The organism is Leclercia sp. S52, from assembly GCF_039727615.1.
GTDB lineage: Bacteria > Pseudomonadota > Gammaproteobacteria > Enterobacterales > Enterobacteriaceae > Enterobacter > Enterobacter adecarboxylatus_B.
Genome location: NZ_CP152474.1, coordinates 990,122 through 1,015,883, shown reverse-complemented (window position 1 = coordinate 1,015,883; position 25,762 = coordinate 990,122). Strand labels below are relative to the sequence as shown.

General features: G+C 57.9%; 21 protein-coding genes and 3 pseudogenes. 6 read left to right on the top strand and 18 right to left on the bottom strand.

Features of this window, described 5'->3' with window-relative positions:
• Positions 1–5: 5 nt before the first annotated feature.
• A complete protein-coding gene (gene aroL, locus AAHB66_RS04785; protein ID WP_347115380.1) occupies positions 6–530 on the bottom strand; it encodes a shikimate kinase AroL in 525 nt (174 codons plus the stop codon).
• A gap of 273 nt (positions 531–803) precedes the next feature.
• Positions 804–1,262, bottom strand: coding sequence for a YaiI/YqxD family protein (locus AAHB66_RS04780; protein ID WP_156263067.1), 459 nt, complete (start codon positions 1,260–1,262; stop codon positions 804–806).
• Between the two features lie 86 nt (positions 1,263–1,348).
• Between AAHB66_RS04780 and proC the strand changes: the two genes are divergently transcribed.
• Complete coding sequence (gene proC / locus AAHB66_RS04775) at positions 1,349–2,158, top strand: pyrroline-5-carboxylate reductase (protein WP_347115379.1); 810 nt, start codon at positions 1,349–1,351, stop codon at positions 2,156–2,158.
• A gap of 14 nt (positions 2,159–2,172) precedes the next feature.
• Here proC and adrA read toward each other — a convergent pair whose 3' ends face one another.
• The 6 genes and pseudogenes from adrA to AAHB66_RS04745 form a co-directional block, all read right to left on the bottom strand.
• Positions 2,173–3,288, bottom strand: a complete 1,116-nt coding sequence (adrA, locus tag AAHB66_RS04770; protein WP_347115378.1) for a diguanylate cyclase AdrA — start codon at positions 3,286–3,288, stop codon at positions 2,173–2,175.
• Between the two features lie 90 nt (positions 3,289–3,378).
• Positions 3,379–3,699: a phosphate starvation-inducible protein PsiF gene (gene psiF, locus AAHB66_RS04765; RefSeq protein WP_347115377.1), complete on the bottom strand. Its 321-nt coding sequence runs from the start codon at positions 3,697–3,699 to the stop codon at positions 3,379–3,381.
• A gap of 92 nt (positions 3,700–3,791) precedes the next feature.
• The gene (gene phoA, locus AAHB66_RS04760) at positions 3,792–5,210 is read right to left on the bottom strand and encodes an alkaline phosphatase (RefSeq protein ID WP_347115376.1); all 1,419 of its coding nucleotides are present in this window, start codon (positions 5,208–5,210) and stop codon (positions 3,792–3,794) included.
• Between the two features lie 99 nt (positions 5,211–5,309).
• On the bottom strand, positions 5,310–5,570 hold the full coding sequence (iraP, locus tag AAHB66_RS04755) for an anti-adapter protein IraP (protein ID WP_347115375.1): 261 nt from the start codon (positions 5,568–5,570) through the stop codon (positions 5,310–5,312).
• 239 nt (positions 5,571–5,809) lie between these two features.
• Positions 5,810–7,034: pseudogene (locus AAHB66_RS04750) on the bottom strand (multidrug efflux MFS transporter).
• 133 nt (positions 7,035–7,167) lie between these two features.
• Positions 7,168–7,888 (bottom strand): annotated as a pseudogene (locus AAHB66_RS04745) (extensin family protein).
• Positions 7,889–7,994: 106 nt separating this feature from the next.
• Here AAHB66_RS04745 and ddlA point away from each other — a divergent pair.
• The gene (ddlA, locus tag AAHB66_RS04740; RefSeq protein WP_347116425.1) at positions 7,995–9,095 is read left to right on the top strand and encodes a D-alanine--D-alanine ligase; all 1,101 of its coding nucleotides are present in this window, start codon (positions 7,995–7,997) and stop codon (positions 9,093–9,095) included.
• On the opposite strand, the gene AAHB66_RS04735 is transcribed toward ddlA, so the two are convergent.
• Positions 9,092–9,310, bottom strand: coding sequence for a DUF2754 domain-containing protein (locus AAHB66_RS04735; protein ID WP_347115374.1), 219 nt, complete (start codon positions 9,308–9,310; stop codon positions 9,092–9,094). The genes ddlA and AAHB66_RS04735 overlap by 4 nt on opposite strands.
• A gap of 247 nt (positions 9,311–9,557) precedes the next feature.
• On the opposite strand from AAHB66_RS04735, the gene AAHB66_RS04730 reads away from it, so the two are divergent.
• Positions 9,558–9,860, top strand: coding sequence for a DUF2755 family protein (locus tag AAHB66_RS04730; RefSeq protein WP_347115373.1), 303 nt, complete (start codon positions 9,558–9,560; stop codon positions 9,858–9,860).
• Here AAHB66_RS04730 and AAHB66_RS04725 read toward each other — a convergent pair.
• Positions 9,857–10,957 (bottom strand): DUF1615 domain-containing protein, encoded by a 1,101-nt coding sequence (locus AAHB66_RS04725; RefSeq protein ID WP_347115372.1) that lies wholly within the window; start codon positions 10,955–10,957, stop codon positions 9,857–9,859. The genes AAHB66_RS04730 and AAHB66_RS04725 overlap by 4 nt on opposite strands.
• 14 nt (positions 10,958–10,971) lie before the next feature.
• Complete coding sequence (gene sbmA, locus AAHB66_RS04720) at positions 10,972–12,192, bottom strand: peptide antibiotic transporter SbmA (RefSeq protein WP_347115371.1); 1,221 nt, start codon at positions 12,190–12,192, stop codon at positions 10,972–10,974.
• 286 nt (positions 12,193–12,478) lie between these two features.
• On the opposite strand from sbmA, the gene ampH reads away from it, so the two are divergent.
• A complete protein-coding gene (gene ampH, locus AAHB66_RS04715; protein WP_347115370.1) occupies positions 12,479–13,648 on the top strand; it encodes a D-alanyl-D-alanine-carboxypeptidase/endopeptidase AmpH in 1,170 nt (389 codons plus the stop codon).
• Here the strand turns inward: ampH and AAHB66_RS04710 are convergent.
• Together AAHB66_RS04710 and AAHB66_RS04705 are read right to left on the bottom strand one after the other, a co-directional pair.
• Positions 13,645–14,272, bottom strand: a pseudogene (locus tag AAHB66_RS04710) (helix-turn-helix domain-containing protein). The gene ampH and the pseudogene AAHB66_RS04710 sit on opposite strands and share 4 nt — an antisense overlap.
• Before the next feature lie 67 nt (positions 14,273–14,339).
• Positions 14,340–17,114 carry an autotransporter outer membrane beta-barrel domain-containing protein gene (locus AAHB66_RS04705; RefSeq protein ID WP_347115369.1) on the bottom strand — a complete coding sequence of 925 codons (2,775 nt, stop codon included), beginning with the start codon at positions 17,112–17,114 and terminating at the stop codon, positions 14,340–14,342.
• 527 nt (positions 17,115–17,641) lie between these two features.
• On the opposite strand from AAHB66_RS04705, the gene hemB reads away from it, so the two are divergent.
• On the top strand, positions 17,642–18,616 hold the full coding sequence (gene hemB, locus AAHB66_RS04700; RefSeq protein ID WP_106992090.1) for a porphobilinogen synthase: 975 nt from the start codon (positions 17,642–17,644) through the stop codon (positions 18,614–18,616).
• A 118-nt stretch (positions 18,617–18,734) separates the two neighbouring features.
• On the top strand, positions 18,735–20,423 hold the full coding sequence (locus AAHB66_RS04695) for a GNAT family N-acyltransferase (RefSeq protein WP_347115368.1): 1,689 nt from the start codon (positions 18,735–18,737) through the stop codon (positions 20,421–20,423).
• 78 nt (positions 20,424–20,501) lie between these two features.
• Here AAHB66_RS04695 and tauD read toward each other — a convergent pair whose 3' ends face one another.
• From tauD to AAHB66_RS04670, 5 genes are all read right to left on the bottom strand, one after another.
• Positions 20,502–21,353, bottom strand: a complete 852-nt coding sequence (gene tauD / locus AAHB66_RS04690) for a taurine dioxygenase (RefSeq protein ID WP_347115367.1) — start codon at positions 21,351–21,353, stop codon at positions 20,502–20,504.
• Positions 21,350–22,177 carry a taurine ABC transporter permease TauC gene (gene tauC, locus AAHB66_RS04685; RefSeq protein ID WP_337016384.1) on the bottom strand — a complete coding sequence of 276 codons (828 nt, stop codon included), beginning with the start codon at positions 22,175–22,177 and terminating at the stop codon, positions 21,350–21,352. Before tauC ends, tauD begins: the two co-directional genes overlap by 4 nt.
• Positions 22,174–22,941 carry a taurine ABC transporter ATP-binding subunit gene (gene tauB / locus AAHB66_RS04680; protein ID WP_347115366.1) on the bottom strand — a complete coding sequence of 256 codons (768 nt, stop codon included), beginning with the start codon at positions 22,939–22,941 and terminating at the stop codon, positions 22,174–22,176. The genes tauC and tauB overlap by 4 nt, the downstream gene beginning before the upstream one ends.
• 9 nt (positions 22,942–22,950) lie before the next feature.
• Positions 22,951–23,913: a taurine ABC transporter substrate-binding protein gene (gene tauA / locus AAHB66_RS04675; RefSeq protein WP_347115365.1), complete on the bottom strand. Its 963-nt coding sequence runs from the start codon at positions 23,911–23,913 to the stop codon at positions 22,951–22,953.
• A gap of 204 nt (positions 23,914–24,117) precedes the next feature.
• A complete protein-coding gene (locus tag AAHB66_RS04670; protein WP_347115364.1) occupies positions 24,118–25,515 on the bottom strand; it encodes a cytochrome-c peroxidase in 1,398 nt (465 codons plus the stop codon).
• Positions 25,516–25,762: the final 247 nt, after the last annotated feature.

The following is a 25,762-nucleotide window of genomic DNA, read 5'->3' as shown; positions in this document are numbered from 1 at the left end:
ATCAGTTAGCTGGCGCATGCCAGATGCAGTGCGGTTACGATGTTTTGTACCACCTGAGCCGGTGGCAGCGAAGCATCCACCACGTGATGAGCGGCTTCACGATAGAGGGCGTCGCGCTCTGCCAGTACCGCACTCACCTCTTCGCTGATGGGCTTGCCGGTCAGGGTCGGACGCTGGCCCTCTTCCGGGAAGGCTTCAAGGCGTTCGACCAGCACCGGCACCGGCGCGCAAAGGTAAATCACCATTCCCTTTTCGCGCATAAACTGCCGATTATACGCCGACAGAATAATGCCGCCGCCGGTGGCAATGATGCCGACACCTGCCGTCACCGCCTCGAGGGTGGCAGTCTCGCGGGCGCGGAAACTCTCCCAGCCTTCCTGCTCAACGATCTCGGCAATGCTCTGACCGGCGTGGGTCTGCAACCAGTGATCGGTATCGACAAATTCGCTCTGACACAGACGAGCCAGTTCCAGACCGACGGTTGTTTTTCCACAGCCGCGGGGGCCAATTAAAAAAATAGGCTGGGTCATAACCAGGAGTTCCCTTTGAGGCCGCGCACATGCGGTAGATAAAGTCGAAAAGCGTGCAATGATACCATTAAACTAGTACATAAGTTAATCGTAAAAATATTATTACACCAGATGTGGTATTAAAATGACATTCCAGTCAACCCCGGATACTTAAGGGAAGATTCTGTAAAGAAAAAATGGCACTGAATGGTGCGCTCACCTTACCTGAACCCACCCGCCGTTGACAACCCCGGAACGGGGTAATAATGGCCTAATCATATGTCACAGTGATGATTAACCCTGGCGGCGCTTCACTTCCAGCAGCCATTTATCGAGTTCGGCGGCAAACAGTTGCCTGTCGCGCGGGGATAAACTGTCTGGCCCGCCGGTCTGGACGCCGCTGGCGCGCAGGGTATCCATAAAATCGCGCATCGTCAGCTTTTCGCGGATGGTGGCCGGGGAGTAACGTTCCCCGCGCGGGTTCAGCGCCGCGGCCCCTTTCTCCAGCACCTCTGCCGCCAGCGGGATATCGGCGGTGATCACCAGGTCGTCAGCGCTGCACAGGCGCACGATTTCGTTATCGGCCACGTCAAAACCAGCCGGCACGCGCAGGGTGCGAATAAAACGGGACGGCGGCACGCGCAGGTTCTGATTCGCCACCAGCGTCATTGGCATCTGCACGCGCTCGGCGGCACGAAACAGGATCTCTTTAATGACATTCGGACACGCATCGGCATCCACCCAAATCGCCATCTTCTCTCTCCGGCATATAATGCTGCGTAATAAAACCTGATAGGCTAAAGTTCCACAATCATAACAAAGTTTAAGAGGGAGACGTGATGGAGAAGAAAATCGGTTTTATCGGCTGCGGTAATATGGGCAAAGCCATTCTCGGCGGTCTGATTGCCAGCGGTCAGGTGCTGCCCGGCCAGATTTGGGTCTATACGCCGTCGCCGGACAAAGTTGCCGCCCTGCACGACCAGTACGGGATCAACGCCGCGCAAAGCGCCCAGGAAGTGGCGCAGGTGGCCGATATCGTCTTCGGTGCGGTGAAGCCGAACATGATGGTGAAAGTCCTGAGCGACATCACCTCCAGCCTGAATAAAGATACGCTGGTGGTCTCCATCGCTGCAGGCGTCACCCTCGATCAGCTGGCGCGCGCGCTGGGGCACGACCGTAAAATCGTCCGCGCCATGCCTAACACCCCGTCGCTGGTCAATGCGGGCATGACCTCCATCACTCCTAACGCGCTGGTGACTGCCGAAGAGGTGGCCGATGTGGTCAACATTTTCCGCTGCTTCGGGGAAGCCGAAGTGATTGCCGAGGCGATGATCCACCCGGTGGTCGGCGTGAGCGGTTCTGCGCCCGCCTATGTGTTTATGTTTATCGAAGCGATGGCCGATGCGGCCGTTCTCGGCGGGATGCCGCGCGCGCAGGCCTATAAATTTGCCGCGCAGGCGGTGATGGGCTCAGCCAAAATGGTGCTCGAAACCGGCAAGCATCCGGGCGAGCTGAAAGATATGGTCTGTTCCCCGGGCGGCACCACCATCGAAGCGGTGCGGGTGCTGGAAGAGCGTGGCTTCCGTGCCGCCGTCATTGAAGCCATGAATAAGTGCATGGAAAAATCAGAGCTGCTGAGTAAATCCTGATCGACTGCCGGACGTCAGGCCGCCACTTCGGTGCGGTTACGTCCGGCATTTTTCGCTTTGTAGAGCGCGATATCCGCCGCTTTAAGCCACTCCTGATAATGCACCATCGACGTCGTGAGCGGCGCTACGCCGACGCTGATGGAGATCTTTACCTGGGGCGATCCCGGCAGATGTAAATCTGCCAGCCGCTCGTGCACCCGCGACATCGCCGCAATGGCGCTTTCTGCCGTCGTACCGCTCATGATCACCGCGAACTCATCCCCACCGAAACGGCCAATAATATCGCTGGCGCGTAGCGTGAGCTGCAATTGCCGGGTGACGGCGACGATCGCCTGATCCCCCACGTCGTGGCCCCAGCTGTCGTTAATGCTCTTGAAGTGATCGATATCGATCAGCAGAAGCGTGGCGCTACGGTGGTAGCGGCGGCAGTTTTCATATTCCGTACGCAGCAAAACTTCCCAGTGGCGACGGTTAAAGACGCCCGTCATGCCGTCGAGGGTACTCATCAGTTCCAGCCGACGTTTATGTTCCACCAGCCGACTGGTGGTATGGAAACTCACCCAGGCAAACAGCATCGGGTAAAAGACGATCACCGGCAGCGCGAGCCAGATCTCCAGCGGCGTACTGACATAGTCCGGCGTCACGCGCGTCAGTTGCAGGGAGATCAATGCCGTCAGGCCGGTCATCATCACTCCGGGGCCGTACAGCCGGATGCCACCCACGCCGATCAGGTTCATGCTAATCATCATGATCAGCGCCGCGCTGGGCATGGCGTTAATCCCCATCACCCCGATCCAGACCCCGGCCATAATGGCGTCGGCTCTGAGGTTAAACATCTCGCTGTTCCAGGGATTGGTCGAACGCGCGGCTAATTGCCAGGCCAGATGGGGCCAGACGAACGCCCAGCCAACCAGCAGCAGCCACCAGACGCCGTTGACCGGTTGCGCCACCAGCACGCTGGCAATCGGGAAAAAGAGGATCGCCAGACCTACCGCGCGCGGTAAACGTAGCCGACGCGCCAGGCGGATACCCGAGCGATGATGCTCATCCGCTGAACGCGCCTGACTAATTCCTTCCCGGGCAAAGACTTTGCTGTAAAAGTTTTCATCATTCATGGTTTTTGGGAACACTCAAAAGCATTTTCCCAAATTATAGAAAGGCTTACTTAAGGCTAAGTATGATATTTCGGGTGAGCCGCCGCGCTCGCTCACCCGTTTGAACTAGCCGTTTTTCTTCAGACAGGCGCTCATAAACTTGTTCCGGTCGTCGCCTTTGAGCGATTGCTGGGTCGCCTGCGCGTTGCATTCGCGCATCTTCTGTTGCTGCGGATTCAGGCTTTTTTCGGCGGGTTTAGAGGAGGCGTTTTTCAGGCAGTCGCTCATATAGGTCTTGCGGGAATCGCCCTTCAGGGCCTGGGCGGTGGCCTGTTGATTGCAGGTGGTCATGCGTTGCTGCTGCGGGGTCGGCTGTTTATCCTGCGCTCCCACCGGGGTAAGAGAAAAAAGACCGAAGAGCAACGTAACCAGCAGTGTGATTTTCATAGCACTTTCCTTCTGTGGATGATCACAGTAAGTCTGGTTCGTGCTGCTGAAAAAACCACCCGGCAGGCGTTTTTTCCTGCCGGGCAGGGAGGTTATTTCAGACCTAACGCGGCTTTCATGGTGTAGAACAGATCGGTCTGATCCGTCAGGCCCACCACGTTAGCGGCATGCGGACCGTAGGCCGCAACGCGCAGCTGGCTGCCGGTATGCTCCATCGACTCCCCTTCCGCGTTGCCGTAGCTCATCGCCATCACCGCACCGTCTTTGGTGGTCAGCGCCTGCGTCAGACCCGGTGCTTTGGTATCCGGCGCGACGATCTGGCTGGAGTGGGCATGATCCGCGGTCACAATTACCAGCGTGTTGCCGTCCTGCTTCGCAAATGCCAGCGCCTTCTGCACGGCCTCATCCAGATCGACGGTTTCGCCAATCTGCCCGCACGGGTTCGCGGCATGATCCTGTTTGTCGATCGAGGCGCCTTCAACCTGCAGGAAGAAGCCTTTTTCGTTTTTGCTCAGCAGGGAGATGGCTTTGTCGGTCATCGCCGCTAAGGTCGGCACGCTGTCATTACGCTGCGGATTAGGGGTACAGGTGACGGGCGGCTTGTCGAGGTTGCCATGATAGCTGGCTTTCGGCCCTTCCCAGCGTACCGGCATATTGCCTTCCGCAAACAGCCCCAGCAGCGGCTTATCCTGGCCCGCATCGGTAATGGCGGCAAGCGTCGAAGCATCGCTCACCAGCTGATAGCCGCGCGCCAGGGCCTGCTCGCGCAGGGTTTTGCCCTGCCACTCGCCGGTGGTGGCGGTTTCCGCGAAGGTTTTCGCCCCGCCGCCGAGGGTGACGTCGGCGCGGGCGTTCAGCAGCTGTTCGGTAATGGAGCCTTTCCCGCCTTTTTCCAGCGCGTTGCTGGCGCACTTTTCACTGGTGACGGACGGGCCGTAGCATTTACGGGAGGTCACATGGGCGACCAGCGCCGCCGGGGTCGCATCCTGCAGTTCGGCGGTCGAGACGTTGCCGGTGGCCAGCCCCGCCGCTTTCGCCATTTCGAGGATGGTCTGATGATCTTTTTCATGGATATCCACGCCCAGCGCACCGTTGTAGGTTTTCACGCCGGTGGTCCACGCCGTTGCAGAGGCGGCAGAGTCGGTGACGTAATCGGGCTTGCCGGACTTTTTATCCAACGCATAGTGGGTATATTGCCCGGTCAACGGTAAAGCATCGATACCTTTAAAAAAGCCGCCCGCGCCTTCGGCATAATTTCGTGCTGCGGTTATTTCGGAGTCGCCCATCCCGTCGCCAATCAGCAGAATAATATTTTTAGCTGGCTTGTCATTCAGCGATGCGCGTATTGCGGCGGTCTGATCTTCTGTCAGACGGCGGGCCCCGCCAGGCTGGGTGATATCCCCCTGGGCGGCACGATTATCCAGAACCGTGGTCGGTGCCACAGTTTCAGCATAAATTGTGGGGGTAACTAACAGGGGCAGTAATGCTATATAAAGTGCGCTCTGTTTCACTTATTTTCTCCATGTAGAAATACATAAAAAAATAAAACAGAGCGACTATAGGCAACCGATGTGACGGTTCTATGACAGGGAATTACGTCAGATGAACGTTCAGCTGCGCGGGTGCCGTAACAGCTTTTTTACGTATTGTTGCAGCATCTCGCTGTCCTGCTCAGACACTGGCGCGTCTGGTCGGGCCTCATCCAGCGCGCCTTCCACGCTATCAATCAGCGCCTGCTGGTCACTTTTCGCCATCTGTCGTAACAGCGCAGTCACGACAATTTCTAAGGCTTCGACCTGGGCTACCAGCTCTTTTGACTCTTCTTCCTTTTGGGCAAGCTTCAGCAACAACTCAGCAATGAGGTTTTTCACAGCGCTATTTCCTTATGAGATTTTTTCCGACGTTATCATTATGCCTGAGGCTTGCAAAGTAGTTAAAAGTACTATTTTTAGCCAAACAACGCACTACTGATTAAATAATGTGGCTGAGCGCAAGGAAAGAGGTGCCTTAAATTAAATTTAAATTCTCGTGACCACGCAAAATAAAAGCAGGACCGCCATTTCAAATTAAAGATAAGGTCAGTCCGGCTAAAATATATTATACAGTGTCGCTACAACCGCTTAATCGCCCGCGTCCGGGCCTCCTGCTGGCGTCGACGCCGCATGGCCCAGGCCAGCTGGATAATATTCAGCAACACCACCACCGCGGTGGCGGCAAATACCCAGCGGAATCCGGCCATCGCCGAGACCGCCGCCCCCATCAGCGGGCCGGCGACGTTCCCCAGATACATAAACGACTGGTTATAGCCGAAGATCCGTCCGGTCACCCGATCGCTGGAGTATTTTATCAGCAGCGTTTGCACCGCAGGCAGCATAGCCCCATCGGCAAAGCCCAGCAGGAAGCGCAGCACCCCGAGCTGGAAGGGAGTGGTGACAAAGGACATGGCGAAAAAGAGCACCACCGCCACGATAAGGGTCGCCATCAGAATGCGGCCGGTGCCGATGCGATCTCCCAGCTTGCCCAGACGTGGGGCAGACATCAGCGCCGAGATCCCCGGCACGGCGGCAATCATCCCGCTGAGGAAGGCGATATTGGTGCTTTCGGGCGCCATCGACTGAATAAAGAGGGCGAGGATCGGCCCCACAGAACCATTGCAGAGCTGGATCACCATGGTGGTGATAAACAGGCTGATCATCAGCCACGGATAGGGTAACGAGGCAAAGACCGCCTTGCCGCTCAGCCGCTCCGCCTTGCTGGTGGTCGGCCGGCCCCCCCTCTTTAATCAAAAACAGCGTCACCAGAAAGCTGATCACCAGCAGGACGGCGGTGATGAGGAATACCGCGCGCAGGCCCACGTGGTCAGCCAGAAAGCCGCCCATCAGCGGGCCGCCAATCACGCCGCTGATCTGCGCCGTCGACAGCGTACTGATGGCCCAGCCGCTGCGCTCCCGGGGCACCTGCGAGGCCACCAGCGCCATGGCATTCGGAATATAGCCGGAGGTCAGCCCCATCAGCGCGCGCAGCAGGAACAGCTGCCAGACGTTGGTAGCAAAGGCCTGGAGCAGGATCGCAATCGCCATCCCCAGCGAGGCGCGCAGCAGCATCAGCTTGCGCCCTTTGCGGTCGGCAAGGCTGCCCCACATGGGCGAGACGATGGCGGAGACCAGAAAGGTGACGCTGAAGGTCAGTCCCGACCACATCGACAGCGCCTCGTGGGACGAGACCCCAAGCTGGGACACGTATAGCGGCAAAAAGGGTAAAATCTGGCTGATAGCGAGGCCGGTGAAAAAACAACCGAACCAGACCGAAATGAGGTTAACTTTCCAGGATTCCATAGGCGGACAGGGTCTTCATTTTGCGTAAATTCGCTATCAGATTAGCAACTCAGGCTGCGCCGAAAGTTATCAGAGATGCGCCTGCCGCGACTTCGGTTTTTTATCTTCCCAGTCATCATATTTGTGAAACATGTCACATATTTTCACCTTTTGTCTGGTGATTTATGCTTTGCGGGCAGTAACCAAAACCCCGCATTCCCAGATGAAAATGGTTGGCGTGGGCGGCGTTGTAATCCGGGCCGAGGGCATTACCGAAGTAGCCGCAGCTGGCCCCCAGCAGCGCGTGCAGCCAGGGCCCGGTGGTGGCATTTTTCCAGCCGCGCAGGACGGAGATGCGCTGTCCGTTCTCCAGCGTAAAACCGCTGATATCCAGCGCCTCGGCGGTGGCATGCTCGCTGCGCCGGGCATTGGGGCGATGGTAGATATTCCGGCAGGCAAAGCTGCCGAAATGGTCAATGCGCGTCAGGCTGCTGCCCATCATGGTTTGGGTCAGGGGCCGGGCCTGCTGGTTGACGAACAGTGCCGAGCTGAGCGCCAGCGGGCAGCTGGCGAGAAAGCTGCTGCTGAGGCTGACGCGGCCAAAACTCCGCACCCGCACCACATCACTCAGCGGACACTCTCCCGTGCTGTCGGCCACCGTCTGGGTGCGGATCAGCTGGCGCGCATTGGCCTGCGCCAGCAGGGTTTCACAATGTTCAGGGGTCAGGCGTCTGAGCTTAAACTGGGTCAGGGTACCGGGGGGGATCGTCGAGGGAAAGCGGCGTAAAGGGGTTGTAATACGACGGCAGCCAGCGGTAGCCCGCGATGGCCGCCGCAATGACTGCAAGACAGATAATCAGGCTTTTCCCTTTCACTCACCTTCCTGAAACAATGTGCCAAAACATTATGGCAGAAGGCGGCGAATTCCGCCGGGCATCGTGATAGGGTAAGGGTTTTGAGTCAGAGTGGATGAGCGAAGTGATGGCGAAGTTGCGGGTAGGTATTGTCTTTGGGGGAAAATCAGCCGAGCACGAAGTGTCGCTGCAATCGGCCAAAAATATCGTTAACGCGATTGATAAGAGCCGCTTTGAGGTGGTGCTGTTAGGAATCGATAAACAGGGTCAATGGCACATTAACGACGAGCAGGGCTATCTGCTTAACGCCGACGATCCGGCGCATATCGCGCTGAACCCGTCCGAGATTAGCGTTGCCGCCGTACCAGGCGTGCAGCAGGGCCAGCTGATCAATGCCAGCACCGGAGAGACGCTTTCGCACCTCGACGTCATTTTCCCGATTGTCCACGGCACGCTGGGCGAAGACGGCTCCCTGCAGGGGATGCTGCGGATGGCCAACCTGCCGTTCGTCGGCTCCGACGTGCTCGGCTCCGCCGCCTGCATGGATAAAGACGTCACCAAGCGCCTGCTGCGCGATGCCGGGCTGAACGTGGCACCTTTTGTCACCCTGACGCGCGCCAACCGCGACCAGCACAGCTTTGCCGATCTCAGCGCCCGCTTTGGCCTGCCGCTGTTCGTCAAACCGGCGAACCAGGGCTCCTCCGTCGGCGTCAGCAAAGTGAACAGCGAAGCGCAGTTCAGCGAGGCGGTGCGCCTGGCCTTCACTTTCGATCACAAAGTGGTGGTGGAACAGGGAATTAAAGGCCGTGAGATTGAGTGCGCGGTACTGGGGAATGATTTCCCGCAGGCCAGCACCTGTGGCGAAGTGGTGCTGAACAGCGAGTTCTACTCTTACGACACCAAATACATCGACGACCAGGGCGCGCAGGTGGTGGTACCCGCCGCGCTGGATGCTGAGGTCAACGACGCGATCCGCGCCATTGCCATCGAGGCGTATCAGGCGCTGGGCTGTCGCGGCATGGCCCGTGTCGATGTCTTCTTAACGGCGGATAACCGCGTCGTTATCAATGAAATCAACACCCTGCCAGGCTTCACCAACATCAGCATGTATCCGAAACTGTGGCAGGCCAGCGGCCTGAGCTATCCGGATCTGATCTCCCGCCTGATTGAACTGGCGCTGGAGCGACATGCTGCTGACAGCGCGCTGCAGGTTTCCGTAAACGGTTAATCCACGTTCTCTGCCGTCGTCTCTTCCGGGCGACGGCGAATGATAAAGCCCGCCAGCCAGAAACTGACCACCCAGGTCACCAGCCCTACCGCATAGGTTTGCCAGCCCTTCGCCTCGAAGCCCAGCAGCCCCACCACTCCGTTCAGAATAAAGATCAGCCCAATCGCAAAGGCGTAAAAATGCCAGTCACGGCGGATTTTGGCAGGCAGTTTCATGGTCGCTCCAGAAGAAAAAATCTATCCTCGCACAGTTTTGTCGTCAGGTCTGCGGCCTGTGCGGAAAATCTGAAATGAGAGTGAATTTCACTTAAGTAAAAAATCTGTGATGTATGGCAAAAATCGCACATCCAGGAGAATTCCCCAGGCCAAATTACCATCATTCCGATATTGACATCTGCCATGAGCTGTCAAACTCAGCGTGTACAACAGGCATTTAGCCAGACAGAACATTGCGGAGGTAGTTATGGCAGACTTTACTATGTCGAAGCCGATTTTCAGCACCAGACAACCTAAGACCTCCACGGCAGGAAATATTGCATACGCTCTGTTTGTGCTGTTCTGCTTTTGGGCAGGCTCACAGCTGCTGAACATCCTTGTGCATGCGCCTGGCGTGTATGAACACCTGATGCAGGTCGAAGACTCTGTCCGTCCCCGCGTGGAGATTGGGCTGGGCGTCGGCACCGTGTTTGGGCTGATCCCGTTCCTGGTGGGTCTGGTGGTATTGGGCGCCGTTGCCCTGGTGGTGCGCTGGCGCCGCTACCGTTAATTTAGCGCCATACACTTCGCCCGGCGATCGTCAACGCGCTGGGCAAACCAGGCGGTCGTCAGATTACGGGTGATTTTCGGGCTCTCAAGCTGTATCCCCGGCAGTATCGCCTTCGGTAGCTTCTTGCCGCTCTTCTGCTCCGCCAGTTTATACACCTGCTGATAAAGCTCGGTTTTCTCAAAGGCCAGGCTGTCGCCCTTCGCCAGCTGCTTGTGGATTTCACTGTCGCTCATCCCCAGCTTACCTTTCAGCTTGCGCACCGCCAGCTCGGTCTTGCCTGCCTCGCTGCTGCCGTAGACGATCAGATCCCCGTCCAGCGCCAGCTTCACCCCGCTGGCGCGGCTGACGGCACTCTGGAAGGCCGCATTGCGGCTGGCATACCAGCCGGCGTTAAAGTCAGCAAAGCGATAGAGCGGCACATCATAGCTGGCGGGATAGTTCAGCAGATGGTAAGTGCCGAACCACAGGCCCCCGCGCAGGGAGAAAACCTCCTGGCGCACCGTATTCTCGATTTTCCACGGATAGCCGTCGGTATGCTTTTCCGCGAAGGCGATACTCACCTGCATCGGCCCGCCGGTATGCACCGGATTCAGGGAACCAAACAGGGTCTGCCCCATCGGCACCGTACCGATCATATCGTCGAAGATGGCGCTGAGCTGTTTCTCGGTTTTCACCGTATCCAGCCGCTCGCTGTAACTTTTGCCGTTCGGCGAGGTGATTTTCAGCGCGGTATGGACCAGAAACGCCGGGACGTGCAGCTTCTCCGCCCGGCGGTCGATCTCTTTCCAGGCGATCTTGTTCAGCCCCGGCACCGCCGGATCGGACTGGTACATCGACTCCTGCTGCGCTACCGCCAGCACCGAGCAGATATTCTCCTCGGTGGGGGCGATCTTCTGGCTCTCAAAGGTTTTTGCCAGCGCCGAGGCCCACTGGTCCCGGTCTTTCACCGTGGCAGGCATTTTTTGTCGCACTACGCTGGCCACATCCACAGGCTTCTCACCTTTTTTGAGCGGAGCGGCCCCTTTTTCGGCACAGCCCGCCAGCACAAAGGCAGCGAGCAAGGACAGCGGTAACGCACGCGGTACGGTAAAAGACATAACGACTCCCTGTATTAACTCAATGTATGGGTCACTTCCTGTAGATCCTGACCATCCAGCTCACGTTCGAAACTGCGCAGACGTTTATAGATGGACATCAGCTCCACCAGCGTGGTCCATGAACTGATCAGATACTGGAACGAACCGCGTACCTGTCCAAACACGTTGGTGATTTGCGTCATCAGACCCAGGGTGATAGTACCGGCCACAATCGACGGGAACAGCAGGAACAAGCCGAAAACGTTATCCACCTGCAGATAAAGGATGCGGGCGATGTTGAAATACATGTAGTGGAAATAGAGGCGGAAATAGTTGCGACGCACCGCGCCGAACAGCTCGCGCACCGTCGGCGGCGAGGCGCGGCTGGCATCGTCTTCGCCATAGACCAGCTCTTTACGGTAGGCCGCCTCGACGCGCTGGTTTTTGAACTCCAGACCAGGAAGTTTGATCCCCACCACCGCCAGCAGACCGGTACCAATCAGCGACCAGACAATCGCGGCGATCACCAGACCGTACGGCAGATGACCAACAATCGGCAGATCCGGCACGTGGGCCGACAGCGTCACCAGCACCGGCAGGAAGGCGATCAGGGTCATAATGGCGTTGATAAAGCTGACCCCCATGTCCTCCAGCGTGGTAGCAAAGCGCATGGTGTCTTCCTGCACACGCTGGGCGGCACCTTCGATATGGCGCAGCTGCTGCCAGTGGGCCATATAGTATTCGTTCATCGCGGTACGCCAGCGGAACACGTAGTGGCTGACAAAGAAGTTATTCATTACACCAATAACAACGGCGATCAGCGCAATCCCGAGGAACACGCCCACCTCGTGATAAAACTGGTTGATGGTGACTTTATGCGGCGCGCTGAGCGCGGTCTGGATCAGGTCATAGAAGGGGGCATACCAGGCGTTGACCGCCACCCCGACCTCCACCAGAAACCAGGTAACAAAGATAATCAGCGAGGTGCCGAGAATCGACCAGTACTGCCAGCGGTGCGGCGAGTAGATAAACCAGAACAGGGCAAACACCCCGACGCAGAACGCGTAATAGGCATAAAAGAGCAGATAGCCCGGCGACCAGAAGCGCGCCGCGCTGATGGGCACATCGCCCGTGGCACCGATCAGGCGCGCAAACCCGTCACCGCCACCGGCCTGCCAGAAAATGACAGCGATCAGAGCCCAAATAAAGGCCGAAAGGAAAAAGGGTCCCGGTTTGGGGAAAAACGACTTAAACATAACGCTTCCTTCTTGTAGTTATCGCTACTGCTGTGGACGACGGATTATCAGACCTGCCGGCCTGGTTTTAGTTCGCCGTCAACCGCCACCTGCGCGGAAAAGTAAATGAACCTGACGGGTATCATAAGCGTAATGTCACAAAACATGAGATCGGTAATAACGAAATTGTTTGTATTTACCCATGGTTACGTTTTTCACGCTATCGTTATGCTGTTCAGGCCTTTGCAATACGCCGTTTAGTAGTATAAATACGCATACTTTTTCATTCACTTCATGGATGCTTTCGTTGAAACGTAGTCTGTTACTCTCCGCCGCGCTGTATGCGGCCACCCTCACCTGCGTGCAGGCTGCCCCTGCCCAGCCGATTGCCGATCCGGCCTTTGCTTCGGATGTGGTCGATCGCTATGCGAATCATATTTTTTACGGCAGCGGCGCAACGGGGATGGCCCTGGTGGCGATTGACGGCAACCAGCGCGTATTCCGCAGCTTTGGCGAAACACGTCCGGGGAACAATGTCCATCCGCAGCTCGATTCGGTCATCCGCATTGCCTCCCTGACCAAATTAATGACCAGTGAGATGCTGGTGAAGCTGCTCGATCAGGGTGTGGTGAAGCTGAACGATCCGTTAAGCAAATACGCCCCGCCGGGTGCCCGGGTGCCGACTTACCAGGGCGCGCCTATTACGCTCGTTAACCTTGCCACCCACACCAGCGCCCTGCCGCGCGAACAGCCGGGCGGCGCCGCGCATCGTCCGGTGTTTGTCTGGCCTACCCGGGATCAACGCTGGAACTGGTTATCGACGGCAACCCTGAAATCGGCGCCGGGTTCGCAGGCCGCCTACTCAAACCTCGCGTTCGATCTGCTGGCCGATGCGCTGGGCAACGCGGCGGGCAAACCCTATGCCCAGCTGTTCGACGAGCAAATCGCCCGTCCACTGGGGATGAAAGACACCACCTTTACCCCCTCCCCCGATCAGTGCAAGCGCCTGATGGTGGCGGAGAAAGGGGCCAGCCCGTGTAACAACACCCTGGCGGCAGTGGGTAGCGGCGGGGTTTACTCCACCCCGGGCGACATGATGCGCTGGATGCAGCAGTTCCTCACGTCTGATTTCTACGCGCGCAGCAATCAGGCCGACAGAATGCAGACGCTGATTTATCAACGCAGTCAGTTAACGCGGGTAATTGGCATGGATGTGCCAGGCCGCGCGGACGCGCTGGGCCTCGGCTGGGTCTATATGGCACCGAAAAACGGTCGTCCGGGTATCATCCAGAAAACCGGCGGCGGCGGCGGATTTATCACCTATATGGCGATGATCCCGCAGTCTAACGTGGGTGTGTTCGTGGTGGTGACGCGCTCGCCGCTCACGCGTTTCGTCAATATGAGCGACGGCGTCAACCAGCTGGTGGTCGAACTGAGCGAGAACAAGCCGCGGGCTATCCCCGCGTCCTTAGACTAATATTCAGCGGGCAAACGGTTGACGCTAACCAGTTTGCCCCTGTCCATCGTAATGTAGTTCCCCTGCCGTAACGCCGCCAGCACCTCAGCCACCACCGAACGCGAAATGCGCGTGCGACGCTGAATGTAGCTCATGACCCCGACCCGCATCCGTAACGACTCATCCCACTGGGCCATATCCAGCAGAGTGGCGCGGATCTGGCTGTAGGAGTTATTGCCCACCAGCTGCTTATCGCGGATCTCCATCACCCGATGGTGCCAGGAGAGCCAGCAGAACGCATCAGACCATAGACCGGCCTGCTGGATCAGATGGCGAGCGCTGGCGGCGGGAAGGTAGAACCCCGAACAGGGGGGATTGCGTCACCAGCAGATACTCTGTGCTGCAGCCCATCATGCCGGCGTTAATGCCGAAGATGTAGGGCGCGGCGACAATCTCGACCAGCAAATCATCCTGCTGGCGGTGAATACTGAGCGATCCTGACTGCAGCACGACGGCGCAGTGATTCTCTTCATTGCGCTCCCCAAACACCGGAAGCTGGGCAGACAGTTTGAACGGCGTGCTGTGCGCAAAGAGGCACTTTTCGAGCCGGGAGAATTCAGAAAGGGGTTTTGCATACCGGTTCATGCAGGTCTCGAGTCATCCTTAACTTACGCTAAAAAGCGGGGAGGCATGCCTCCCCGCATCAGGCGTGTTACCAGGTGTATTTCACACCGAGGTTGGCGCCCCAGTTTTGATCAACATCACCACCACCGAGGTATGTGGCATCAGTGTAGGCACTGAAGTTTTTGGTGAAGCTAAACTGCGTACCCAGGCCCACGCGAACCGCGGAACCTTTCACACCGTTATCGATGTTGTCGCCGTTAACTTTGGCATCTTCACCGGCATCGTCATACACCCAGGCCAGCTTGAAGAACGGTGTCAGCGCCTGATCGTCGCCGTAACCGATGGTGTAACCCGCGTCGAAACCGGCTTCATAACGCATGCTGTCGTAAGACTGGCTGCCTACGCGCAGATCGTTGCTCAGGCGGTAGTCGTCGCCAGACTGGAACAGGCCGGAAATTGCGGCATACGGCGTGAGGTAACCAGCATCGTTCGGTTTCCAGTCGTAGCCCAGTTTCAGCCCAAAGCCCCAGGCGTCGGTCGTGGTGTTGCCATCGACGTATTCACCCGTGCTCATGTTGGCAGAGAGATCGTTATTGAAGCGCGAGTAGCTCAGGGAGCTGTCGATGAAGACATCGTTAGCAAAGCGCGCCGCGGAGTACAGCATCGCGGTCTGGCTGTCCTGATCCACCTGGCCGCTGCGATCGTTCATATCCCCTTTGGCAAAGCCCGCTGCCGCACCGAAGATCCAGTCGGCGTTGTTGCCGTCAATATGGGTATCGAGACCCACCATGATGCCGCTGACGTCCTGATCGTAGTGGATAGTGCCGTTATCGCCGTCGAAATTGCCGCCGAAGACGTTCACCCATGCACCACCGTTGTCGGTCAGGCCGTGACGGCTGTTGGTCAGACGGTTAGCCAGTGCATCCTGCTGCAGATGCCAGATGTTGGTATTGGCTGACGGAATGCTCAGCGCCATGTTGGCGTAATCGGTCAGGCGCTCCTGATGCAGCACCACGGTGTCGCCCTGCTGCTGAGCCTGATAGGTATAAGCCCCAAGATCGGCTTTGTTAGCCGCGGTGAAGCTGGCCTGCGTATCCGCGTTGTTATCGTAGATGCGGACGATCTCTTTGTTTTTGTAATCGGCAACGGAACCGGCACCGGTTGCGTTATCCAGACGCACTTTGTAGTTACCGGATACTTCACCGTTCACCGCCAGGTGACCATCCGAGTTCAGGGCGATTGTCCCGAAGTCGTACTCTGCCTGGTGGATATCGTTGGTGACGTAGCGGGCGTTGTTCAGATCGGAATTGAACACGTAATCGCGGCTGGCAACGTTCAGCACACCGCCGTCGGTCAGCGCCAGTTTGTGGGTATCGACCTGGCCCAGACCCAGCGCCAGCTCTGCACGGTTATCCACGGTAATGGTGTTAGCGTACAGCTCTGCCGTTTCCTGAGTCAGGGTGGTCAGGCTGGCACTGTCGAGGTACAGGCTGTCGGTTGCCACACCACCGGAATCACCGATATTCATGGTTGAGGCGTTAGTCAGCGTGATGCTGTCAGCCAGCAGGCTGGAGCTCTCCACGTTCACCTGCGAACGGTTGTTGACGGTCAGGGTATCGATATTGGACTGCTTACGGGTATCCCACTCGGAACCGTTATCCAGCGCGACGTTGAACAGGCCGCTCTGATAAACCTGGTTACCCACCAGGTGACCGTTGCTGTTGAAGGTCGACTCTGGCCAGATGCTGTTCGGCACCAGGCTGCGCCAGTCGACGCTGCTGTAGCCGAGGCCATACATCTGAGCAGGCCCAATCGCCTCAACGCTGGAGACTGCCGCACCGACCCACTTGCTGCCGTTGGTCAGGGTCAGATCCAGTTTGTCGGTCCCGTCCCAGCCGTTGGTGGTCGGGTTGTAGACGCCGTCAGCGGTGGTATCGGTGGCCGGATCGCCATTCGGGTAGAAGTTATTGTCGAAGGTGCTGGTGAACAGCACATCGCCGGTCAGGGTGGAGTGATCGAAGTTCGCCGTGGTGCGCATGGCGTTATCCGCGCTGCTTGCGCTAACAATCAGCGCCGCATCGTCAGAGGCGGTGGCTGAGCTTTCGCCGTAATCGCTCGGTTTAGCCGACTGGCCATAAAAGCCGCTGGTGCCCAGATCGCTATAGGCGCCGGAGGTGACAACGGAATCCTTCACCTGCAGGGTGTTGGTGAAGACATGGCTGTTGTCTTCGATGCCGATGACAGAATCGTACGGGGTGTTATCCAGCTGGTGATAACCCTGAGTCAGGGTGATCCCGGCGATGCGGGAGTTGTTCTGGATAACGATGTCAGATTCCACGTCGAGGGTAATGGCGTTGCCCAGCGCGTGAGTATCCCAGTATTGGGTAGTGGTCGTGGAGCCGTTCACCACCTCGTAAGCGTAATGCTCATAGGTGTCGTTGATGGTGGTGTTGTCCACCGTCAGCGCAAAACGATCGTACTGCTGATGCGTCGTGCCGTCGGCGTTCAGCCTGCCCGCGCACTCGGTGGTCATGCACTCAGAGGTGATCATCCCGTTGATGGTGCTGTTGGAAATAGACAGAGAATTGGCGCGACCGCCCGCGCCATCATCCAGGTAATACGCTGAGATCACGCCGTTTACGGTCGACTTATTGATGACGGGATAGATATCGCCATCGTGGGCCGCAGAAGAGTAATTCCAGTCGGTATATCCGTTATACCAGGCCGAGGTGGCGGTATTATCGTAACCAAAGGTGTTGTAAGTGCTACCAGAAATATCTTTTGCATTGGCCTGAGAAGCGATAGCCAGCGTGCAGGCTAATGCAAGTTGAGATACAACAAGTTTCTTTTTCCATGTTTGCATTGGGTCATCCCTCCTCAGGGACGTAAGCAAGTTTGTCCGTAAATACAGTGCAAATATATTGCGAGGCGAATTATGCAGCCTCGAAACAAAATGGTTCAATGAATCCAGCAATTATGTCCGGAAACAGACAGAATAAGTTAAATACTTTTTGAAATATAAAAAATAATAAAAATACAGATAATTTTCAAGAAGTTAACTTTATTCGAAAGAAAAGATATTAAAGGTGAAAGATCATTGAGAGTTATAAAACAAAAGCAAACAAGCGATAAAATAAATAAGTAACACCGCGCACATAAAAATAGAATCACGCCAGGTTAGGATGTTACCTGGGTTGGATATATTTTTGGCACAGATTTATCTTACGTAAATAGAGCGTAAACTTATTTCAAACGATGAAATGTAAACAGGGAAATAAAGCCAGACCACCCCGCCCCGCATTCTGCGGGCTAAACGACAACTTTAGTAAAACAGACGACGGGCATTTCGGGTACACTGGCTCTCTTTGATTCACACTCGTCAGGCATATCATGAACGATTTAATTGCTCGTCCCCGTCGTCTGCGCAAATCCCCGGCTCTGCGCGCGCTTTTTGAAGAGACAACACTGACCTTAAACGATCTGGTGTTGCCGATTTTTGTTGAAGAAGAGATCGATGACTACAAAGCCATCGAGGCCATGCCGGGCGTAATGCGTATTCCGGAGAAACACCTCGCGCGAGAAATTGAGCGCATCGCCAACGCCGGTATCCGGTCGATCATGACCTTCGGCATCTCCCACCATACCGACGCCACCGGCAGCGATGCCTGGAAAGAGGACGGTCTGGTGGCGCGTATGTCGCGCATCGCCAAAGAGACGGTGCCAGAGATGATCGTCATGTCCGACACCTGCTTCTGCGAATATACCTCCCACGGCCACTGCGGCGTGCTGTGCGATCACGGCGTGGATAACGACGCAACCCTGCTCAACCTCGGCAAACAGGCGGTGGTAGCTGCCGCCGCAGGCGCTGACTTTATCGCCCCGTCCGCCGCAATGGACGGCCAGGTGCAGGCCATTCGCCAGGCGCTGGACGCCGCGGGCTTCACCGATACCGCGATCATGTCCTACTCCACCAAATTCGCCTCCTCCTTCTACGGTCCGTTCCGTGAAGCGGCGGGCACCGCGCTGAAAGGCGATCGCAAAACCTACCAGATGAACCCGCTGAACCGCCGGGAAGCGATCCGCGAATCGCTGCTCGACGAAGCTCAGGGTGCCGACTGCCTGATGGTGAAACCGGCCGGCGCCTATCTGGACATTCTGCGCGATATTCGCGAGCGCACCGACCTGCCGCTGGGCGCCTATCAGGTGAGCGGTGAGTACGCGATGATCAAATTCGCCGCGCAGGCGGGGGCGATCGACGAAGAGAAAGTGATCCTCGAAAGCCTGGGGGCGATCAAACGCGCGGGCGCGGATCTGATCTTCAGCTACTTCGCGCTGGATCTGGCCGAGAAGAAAATTCTGCGTTAATCGGCAGTGCCGGGTGGCGGCTTCGCCTTACCCGGCCTACGACAAACCTTCACCACACTGCAATACAACCGACATCTGGCGCTTCTACTGTCTGAGCAGGACAGCAGGAGGTGCCACCATGTTTAGTCTCGACAGCGTTCTCGATGACCTTTGGCCGCAGGCGAGGCCTGCACCCTGGCAAAAAAGGCTGTTAAAGAAGTTATTCCACGAAGAAGAGTTTCAACAGTTTGCCGCCGACCACCGCCACCTGAAGGGGCTGGATATGGTGGAACAGGTTCTGGAACATCTCGATATCCTCTGCACCATTCCGGCTCACGACCTCGAACAAATTCCCGCTCACGGCCCGCTGATCGTTATGGCTAACCACCCCACCGGTACGCTGGACGGACTGGCGCTGCTGTATGCCGTCTCCCGGGTGCGCCGGGATGTGAAGGTGGTGACCAACCGCATGCTGACGCATCTGGAGCCGCTGAGCTCGCTGTTTATCCCGGTGGACAATATGGGCGGACGGACGGCGAAATCGTCATTCACCCTGATGGAGCAGCACCTGCAAAATGCCGGCGTGCTGATCTTCTTCCCGGCCGGGGAAGTCTCCCGCCCGACGCGTACCGGGATCCGCGATAAAAAGTGGCACCCCGGCTTTATCAAGCTGGCGGGCAAATTCCGCGCGCCGCTGCTGCCGATGAATATCCACGCCCGCAACAGCCTGCTGTTCTATGCCAGCACCCTGCTCTCCCCGAACCTGTCGATGCTGCTGCTGATGCAGCAGATGTTCCGCCGTCGCCATAGCCGCCTGCCGGTGAAAATCGGTCAGCAGATCGGCTGGAGTCACTGGTTCAGCCCCACGCTCTCCCCGCGTGAGATGGCCGAGCAGTGTCGCCAGCACGTGCTGCGTCTCGGCAAAGGGCTGCCGGGCGTGTTCAAAACCGAATCCGCCATTGCCCGGGCGGAAGACCGGGTGACGCTGAAGCGCGAGCTGGCGCAGGCGGAGTGTCTGGGTACCACCGCCGATGGCAAAAGCATCTATCTGTGGCAGCGCAACGGCCAGGAAGAGGCACCGATCCTGCGGGAATTGGGACGGCTGCGGGAGATCGCCTTTCGCGCGGTGGGGGAAGGCAGCGGCAAGCGCCGGGACACCGACAGCTTTGATGATGACTATCTGCACCTGATTTTGTGGGATGACGAGGATCTGGAGATCGTCGGTGCCTACCGCTTTATCCCGACGGCGATGCGCGAACCCGAGGCGCTCTACAGCTACAGCCTGTTCCACTACGACGACAAAATGCAGGATATCCTTGAGCACGGCATTGAACTGGGGCGCAGCTTTATTCAGCCGCGCTACTGGGGACGGCGCGGGCTGGACTACCTGTGGTCCGGGATTGGTGCCTATCTGGCGCGCTATCCGCACTATCGCTACCTGTTCGGCCCGGTCTCTATTTCCGGCGGATTACCGCCCGCGGCGCGGGATCTGCTGGTGGCTTTCTACCGGCTGTGGTTCCCGGCCAGCCATCCGCTGGCCGCCTCGCGACGCCCTTATCCCGCCTCGCTACCCGAGGTGCTGGCGCAGTTTGGTGGCGAGGATTACGTGGAGGACCTGACCCGGCTGAAATCGCTGCTCGGCAATCTGGGATGCGGCATCCCGCCGCTCTACAAGCAGTATTCCGAGCTGTGCGAGCCCGGCGGGGTGCAGTTTATTGATTTCGGCAGCGACCCGGCGTTCAGCAACTGCGTGGACGGGCTGGTGCTGGTGGATTTGTGTTACCTGAAGGCGAACCGCTATCAGCGGTATATCGAGGCGCATTTGTAACGCCCGGTGGCGCTACGCTTACCGGGCCTACGGGAGCAGGTGTTGTAGGCCGGGTAAGGCGTAGCCGCCACCCGGCAATCAGCCCGCACGGAAGAAAGGTTTATCCCCCAATATCGTCGCCCGCTGCATAATCCGCCGCTGCGGCAGATAATCGGCGTTGGCGTAATGCTGCGTCACCCGGTTATCCCAGATCGCCAGATCGTTCTCCTGCCAGCGCCAGCGCACCTGGAACTCCGGCTTAGTGATATGGGCAAACAGGAACCCCAGCAGCGCCTCGCTCTCTTTCTCGCTCAGATCCACAATCCGCGTGGTGAAGCCTTCGTTGACGAACAGCGCCTGCTTGCCGCTGACCGGATGGGTACGCACCACCGGGTGCAAAAGCGGCGGATGTTTCGCCACCGCCTCCAGCCAGCGCTGGTGCTCCTCTTCCGTTTTACGGTACTTGTACTCCGGGAAGGATTTCTTGAAATCATGCTCCGCCCGCAGGCCGCTCAGCAGCTGCTGGAACGGGGCGGATAACGCCTCAAATGCCGCAATCCCGCTGGCCCACAGGGTGTCTCCCCCGCTCTCCGGCAGCTGTTTCGCCGCGAGGATCGCCCCGGCAGGCGGGGTCTCAATAAAGGTCACATCGGTGTGCCAGTTATCGTTGTCCGGCGGATTATCGTTATGGGTATCCAGGACGATGATCTCCTCCACCCCTTCCGCGTGCGGATAGACCGGATGAATATGCAGATCGCCAAAGCGGAGCGCCAGGGCGCGCTGCTGCTGCGGGGTGATCGCCTGCTCGCGCAGGAACACCACCTGATGGCGCAGCACAGCGTGATAGAGCTGTTCAAACTGGTTATCGCTTAATGGCCGGGTCACATCCAGACCGGAAATCTGCGCGCCAATGTACGGCCCCAGCGGGGTAATGGTCAGACGTTCACTCATTGTATCTCTCCATGCCAGGGCGTCAGGCGGCGCTGAAGCGCGCGCAGCCCCAGTTCTAATCCGAAGGCGATCACGGCGATCACCGCGATCCCTGCCAGTACCACGTCCGTCGCCAGGAACTCCCCCGCCGACTGGACCATAAAGCCTAACCCGCGCGTGGCGGCGATCAGTTCAGCCGCCACCAGCGTCGACCAGCCGACCCCGAGCCCGATACGCAGTCCGGTCAGGATCTCCGGCAGTGCGCCGGGCAGAATCACAAACCACAGCACCTGGGCGCGGCTCGCCCCCAGCGACTGCGCCGCACGGATCCGCACCTGCTGGGCGCTTTTGACCCCCGCCACCGCCGACATCGCCACCGGGGCGAAAATCGCCAGGTAGATCAGCAGGATCTTCGAGGTCTCGCCGATGCCAAACCAGATCACCATCAGCGGCAGATAGGCCAGCGGCGGCACCGGGCGATAAAGCTCAATCAGCGGATCGAGGATCCCGCGCACCGTCGGGCTTAAGCCCATCGCAATGCCCACCGGGATACCGAGGATCACCGCCGCCAGCAGGGCCACCAGAATGCGCCCCAGGCTGGCCGCCAGATGCTGCCACAGGGTGGCATCCATAAACCCCTGCGGACCGGCGATGGTGAACAGTTTCACCAGCACCTGGCCCGGCGGCGGCAGGAACAGCGGGCTTACCCACTGCGCCGCCGCTACGGCCCACCACACGGCCAGCAGCACCAGCAGGGTGCTGACGCTGAGCGTCAGCTGGCGGGAGAAGGGCCAGCGCAGGGTCAGGCGTTTGCCCGCCGTTTTGTCATTCACCACAATGCTCATGAGAAGGCCTCCCGCTGCTCAAACACGCGGCTCAGCACGTATTCGCGCTGGGCGATAAATTCGGGATCAGACTTGATACTGCGCACCGGTTCCCCGCCAACAAAGCGGCGGGCAAAGTTGAGCGGCAGACGCTCGAGCACCCGGCCCGGCCCCGGTGAAAGCAGCACCAGTTCGGTAGCCATAAACACCGCTTCTTCGATGTCGTGGGTGATCAGCAGGACCTGCTTGCCGGTCTCGTGCCACAGGCGCAGAAGCAGGGTTTGCATCTGCTCGCGGGTAAAGGCGTCCAGCGCCCCGAAGGGTTCATCCAGCAGCAATAGCTGCGGATTGGCCGCCAGCGCCCGGGCGATGCCGACGCGCTGACGCTGGCCGCCGGAGAGCTGCCAGATAAAGCGTTTTTCCGCCCCTTCCAGGCCCACTTTTTTCAGCATCTCGCGCGCAATGGCCAGCCGTTGTTCCCGCGAGGTGCCCGCCAGCTGCAGGCCGAAAGCGACGTTCTCCTGCACGTTACGCCACGGCAGCAGCCCTTCGTTCTGGAAGACCACGCCGCGCTCGGCGCCGGGGCCCTCCACCTTTTTCCCTTCGAGTTGAATGGTGCCGTGCTGATAGGGTACAAACCCGGCGATCAGATTCAGCAGCGTGGTCTTCCCGCAGCCGGACGGGCCGAGCACCACCAGCAGCTCGCCGCTATCCAGCGTCAGGTTGATATCTTCCAGCGCAGGCTTGCCAGCGTAATCGGCGTACAGATTTGTAATATTCAGCATACGGCCCCCTTACTTCACAAAGCGATCGGTCACGTACTGGCTGTAATCCGCCGCCACCGCGGGCACTTTGCCCTGCTCTTTCAGGAAGCCGGCGGTATCAATAATGGCTTTGTTCACCGGGCCTGACAGCTGCTGCTGTTGCTGGGCAGGCGTCAGATAGGTATTGCCTTTCACCAGACCCGGCACGTCGGCCTCCGGCACGCCGCTCAGGCGGGCGAGTTTCTCCAGGTTGGCAGGCTGTTTCAGCCACTCATCCGGGTTGGCGATGTAGGGTTGCTGGGCATCGATGGCGCTTTTGGCGAAGGCTTTCACCACTTCAGGATGCTTCTCGGCAAAGTCTTTACGCACTACCCAGACGTCGAGGGTTGGCGCGCCCCACTGGCCCACCTGGGCGGAGTCGGTCAGCACGCTGCCGTCTTTCTCCAGCTCGTTCACCGCAGGCGACCAGACATAGGCGCCATCAATATCGCCACGCTGCCAGGCGGCGATAATGGCCGGCGGTTGCAGGTTGATGATTTCCACCTGCCCCGGCTTAATGTTCCAGTGTTTCAGGGCCGCGAGCAGGCTGTAGTGAGTGGTGGAGATAAAGGGCACCGCGATGCGTTTGCCGATCAGATCTTCGGGCTTAGTGATGTTTTTCTTCACCACCAGCGCTTCGGAATTGCCGAGCTGCGAGGCCAGCAGGAAGACTTCGATCGGCACCTGCTGACTGGCCGCGACCGCCAGCGGGCTGGAGCCGAGGTTGCCAATCTGCACGTCGCCGGAAGCAAGGGCCCGCACGATGCTGGCGCCGCTGTCGAACTTACGCCAGTCAACTTTCGCGCCGCTCGCTTTCTCGAAGGTTTTGTCCGCCTGCGCCACTTTTGCCGGCTCGGCGGAGGTTTGATACGCGACGGTGACGTCCACAGCCTGCGCCTGAACGGCCCAAAGCGCCAGTGCGCCAAATAAGGTAAACCGCGATGAAATTGCCATAATGTCTGCTCCCCTCTGTTGTTATGAGGGCAGTATTTCCGGCAGCGGAATTTTGATAAAGGAATTAAAAAGCATCGTTAATGCCGAATCGTTTTTAGAAAAAATTCGGCAATAGACAGGCGCTAAAAGCATAACGCCGACACCCCAAAGTAGGCCGGGTAAGGCGTAGCCGCCACCCGGCAAACAAAGGGCGCTACTGTCAGGTTAACGGCTGGCAGGCTGGTAAGGGGTATAAACCCCGGTCAGGCTGTCGAGGAAGGCAACAATATCGTCCACCTCGTTTTGCGGCAAACTGGTACCGACCTGGTAGCGCAGCATCAGCTTCACCGCCTCGTCGAGGGACGGCACATCCCCACGGTGGAAGTACGGCGCGGTTAAGGCCACGTTGCGCAGGCCCGGCACCTTCTGACGCAGACGGTCACGTACCTCTTTGGTGACGTTCATGCGCCCGATATCGGCGGCGGTCAGCTCCCCGAAGTCATACTCTTTTTTCAGCCCCAGCGGTTCAAACGAGCGCCCGCCGAGGATCACCCCGCCGTGGCAGGTGGCGCATTTGTTCTCCTTGAACAGCGCATAGCCGTGCTTCTGCTGCGCCGTCAGGGCGTTTTCATCTCCGCGCAGCCACTTATCGAAGGGGGCATCGGGGGTGATCAGCGTTTTTTCATATTCGGCAATGGCATCGGTGATGGTGTCGCCGTTGAAGCCCTGCGGGTAGACCGTCTCAAAGGCGGTTTTCAGCACCGGATCGGTATCCAGTTTGGCGACGATCTCATCCCAGGATTTCGAAGCCATCTCAATCGGGTTCAGCGGCGGACCACCGGCCTGTTTTTGCAGATCGGCGGCGCGACCGTCCCAGAACTGCTCGAGGTTAAAGGTGGCGTTAAACACCGTCGGGGCGTTGATCGGCCCAATGGCGCCGTTGACTCCCCGCGAGGTTTGTCGGCCATCCACGCCGCCCGCGTTCAGCGAATGGCAGCTGGCGCAGGAGATTGTGCTGTCCCCGGAGAGGCGGGTATCGTGATAGAGGCGGAAGCCGAGCGCGACCTTCTGCTCCTCCACCGGTAAGAATTTCGGTACCGGCTGCACCGGCTCATTGCGACGGGCGGCGGCCATGTCCGGGCTGGCGTAATGGCTTTCGCGCTGCTTCTTAATCCAGTTGAGGATCAGTACCTGCTCATCGTCATCCATTTTTCCGGCCCAGTGCAGCGCAACGTAGCGCGTCGGCGGCATGGTGTTATGCTGCATCACCCATTCGATTTTATTTAAATCGCTTTGCGAGACGGCGCGGTCATTAATTAACGCGCTGCGCACCGCTTCGAGGTTAAAAGATTTATAGCCGAGGCGGGTGTCATATTCCATCAGCTGTTTGGCAACGGGGAGCGAGGCATAAAAAGGTAAGGCGGCGGAAGGGGTATGGCAATAATCGCACCCCTTTTCCCGGAACAGGCTCAGAATTTGATTATTTTCTTTTATTGCTGAAAGCTGAACATCACTTTCCTGAATACGGGCTTTATCGTGATACCAGACGTAGCCTGATAATCCCAGATAACAGACCACCGCCCCTGCGGCGCACAGGGCGGCAATTCGCGTTATTATTTTCATTTTCCATCCTTAAGAACAGAGTATCCAGATTACGAATTTGTTTTCTCTTTTTTAGCCTGTTGATCATAAAAGGATGCGGGTGAGTTATGTTGACAGTTATCAAGGATGATTATTGGCAAAGACTATTGTTTAAATAGGATTTAACGATTGATGCCAAATAAACATTCAGCTGAATAATATTTTAAAAATATTAATTTATATTAAAAATATACGTAGGCCGGGTAAGCGTAGCGCCACCCGGCAAGCC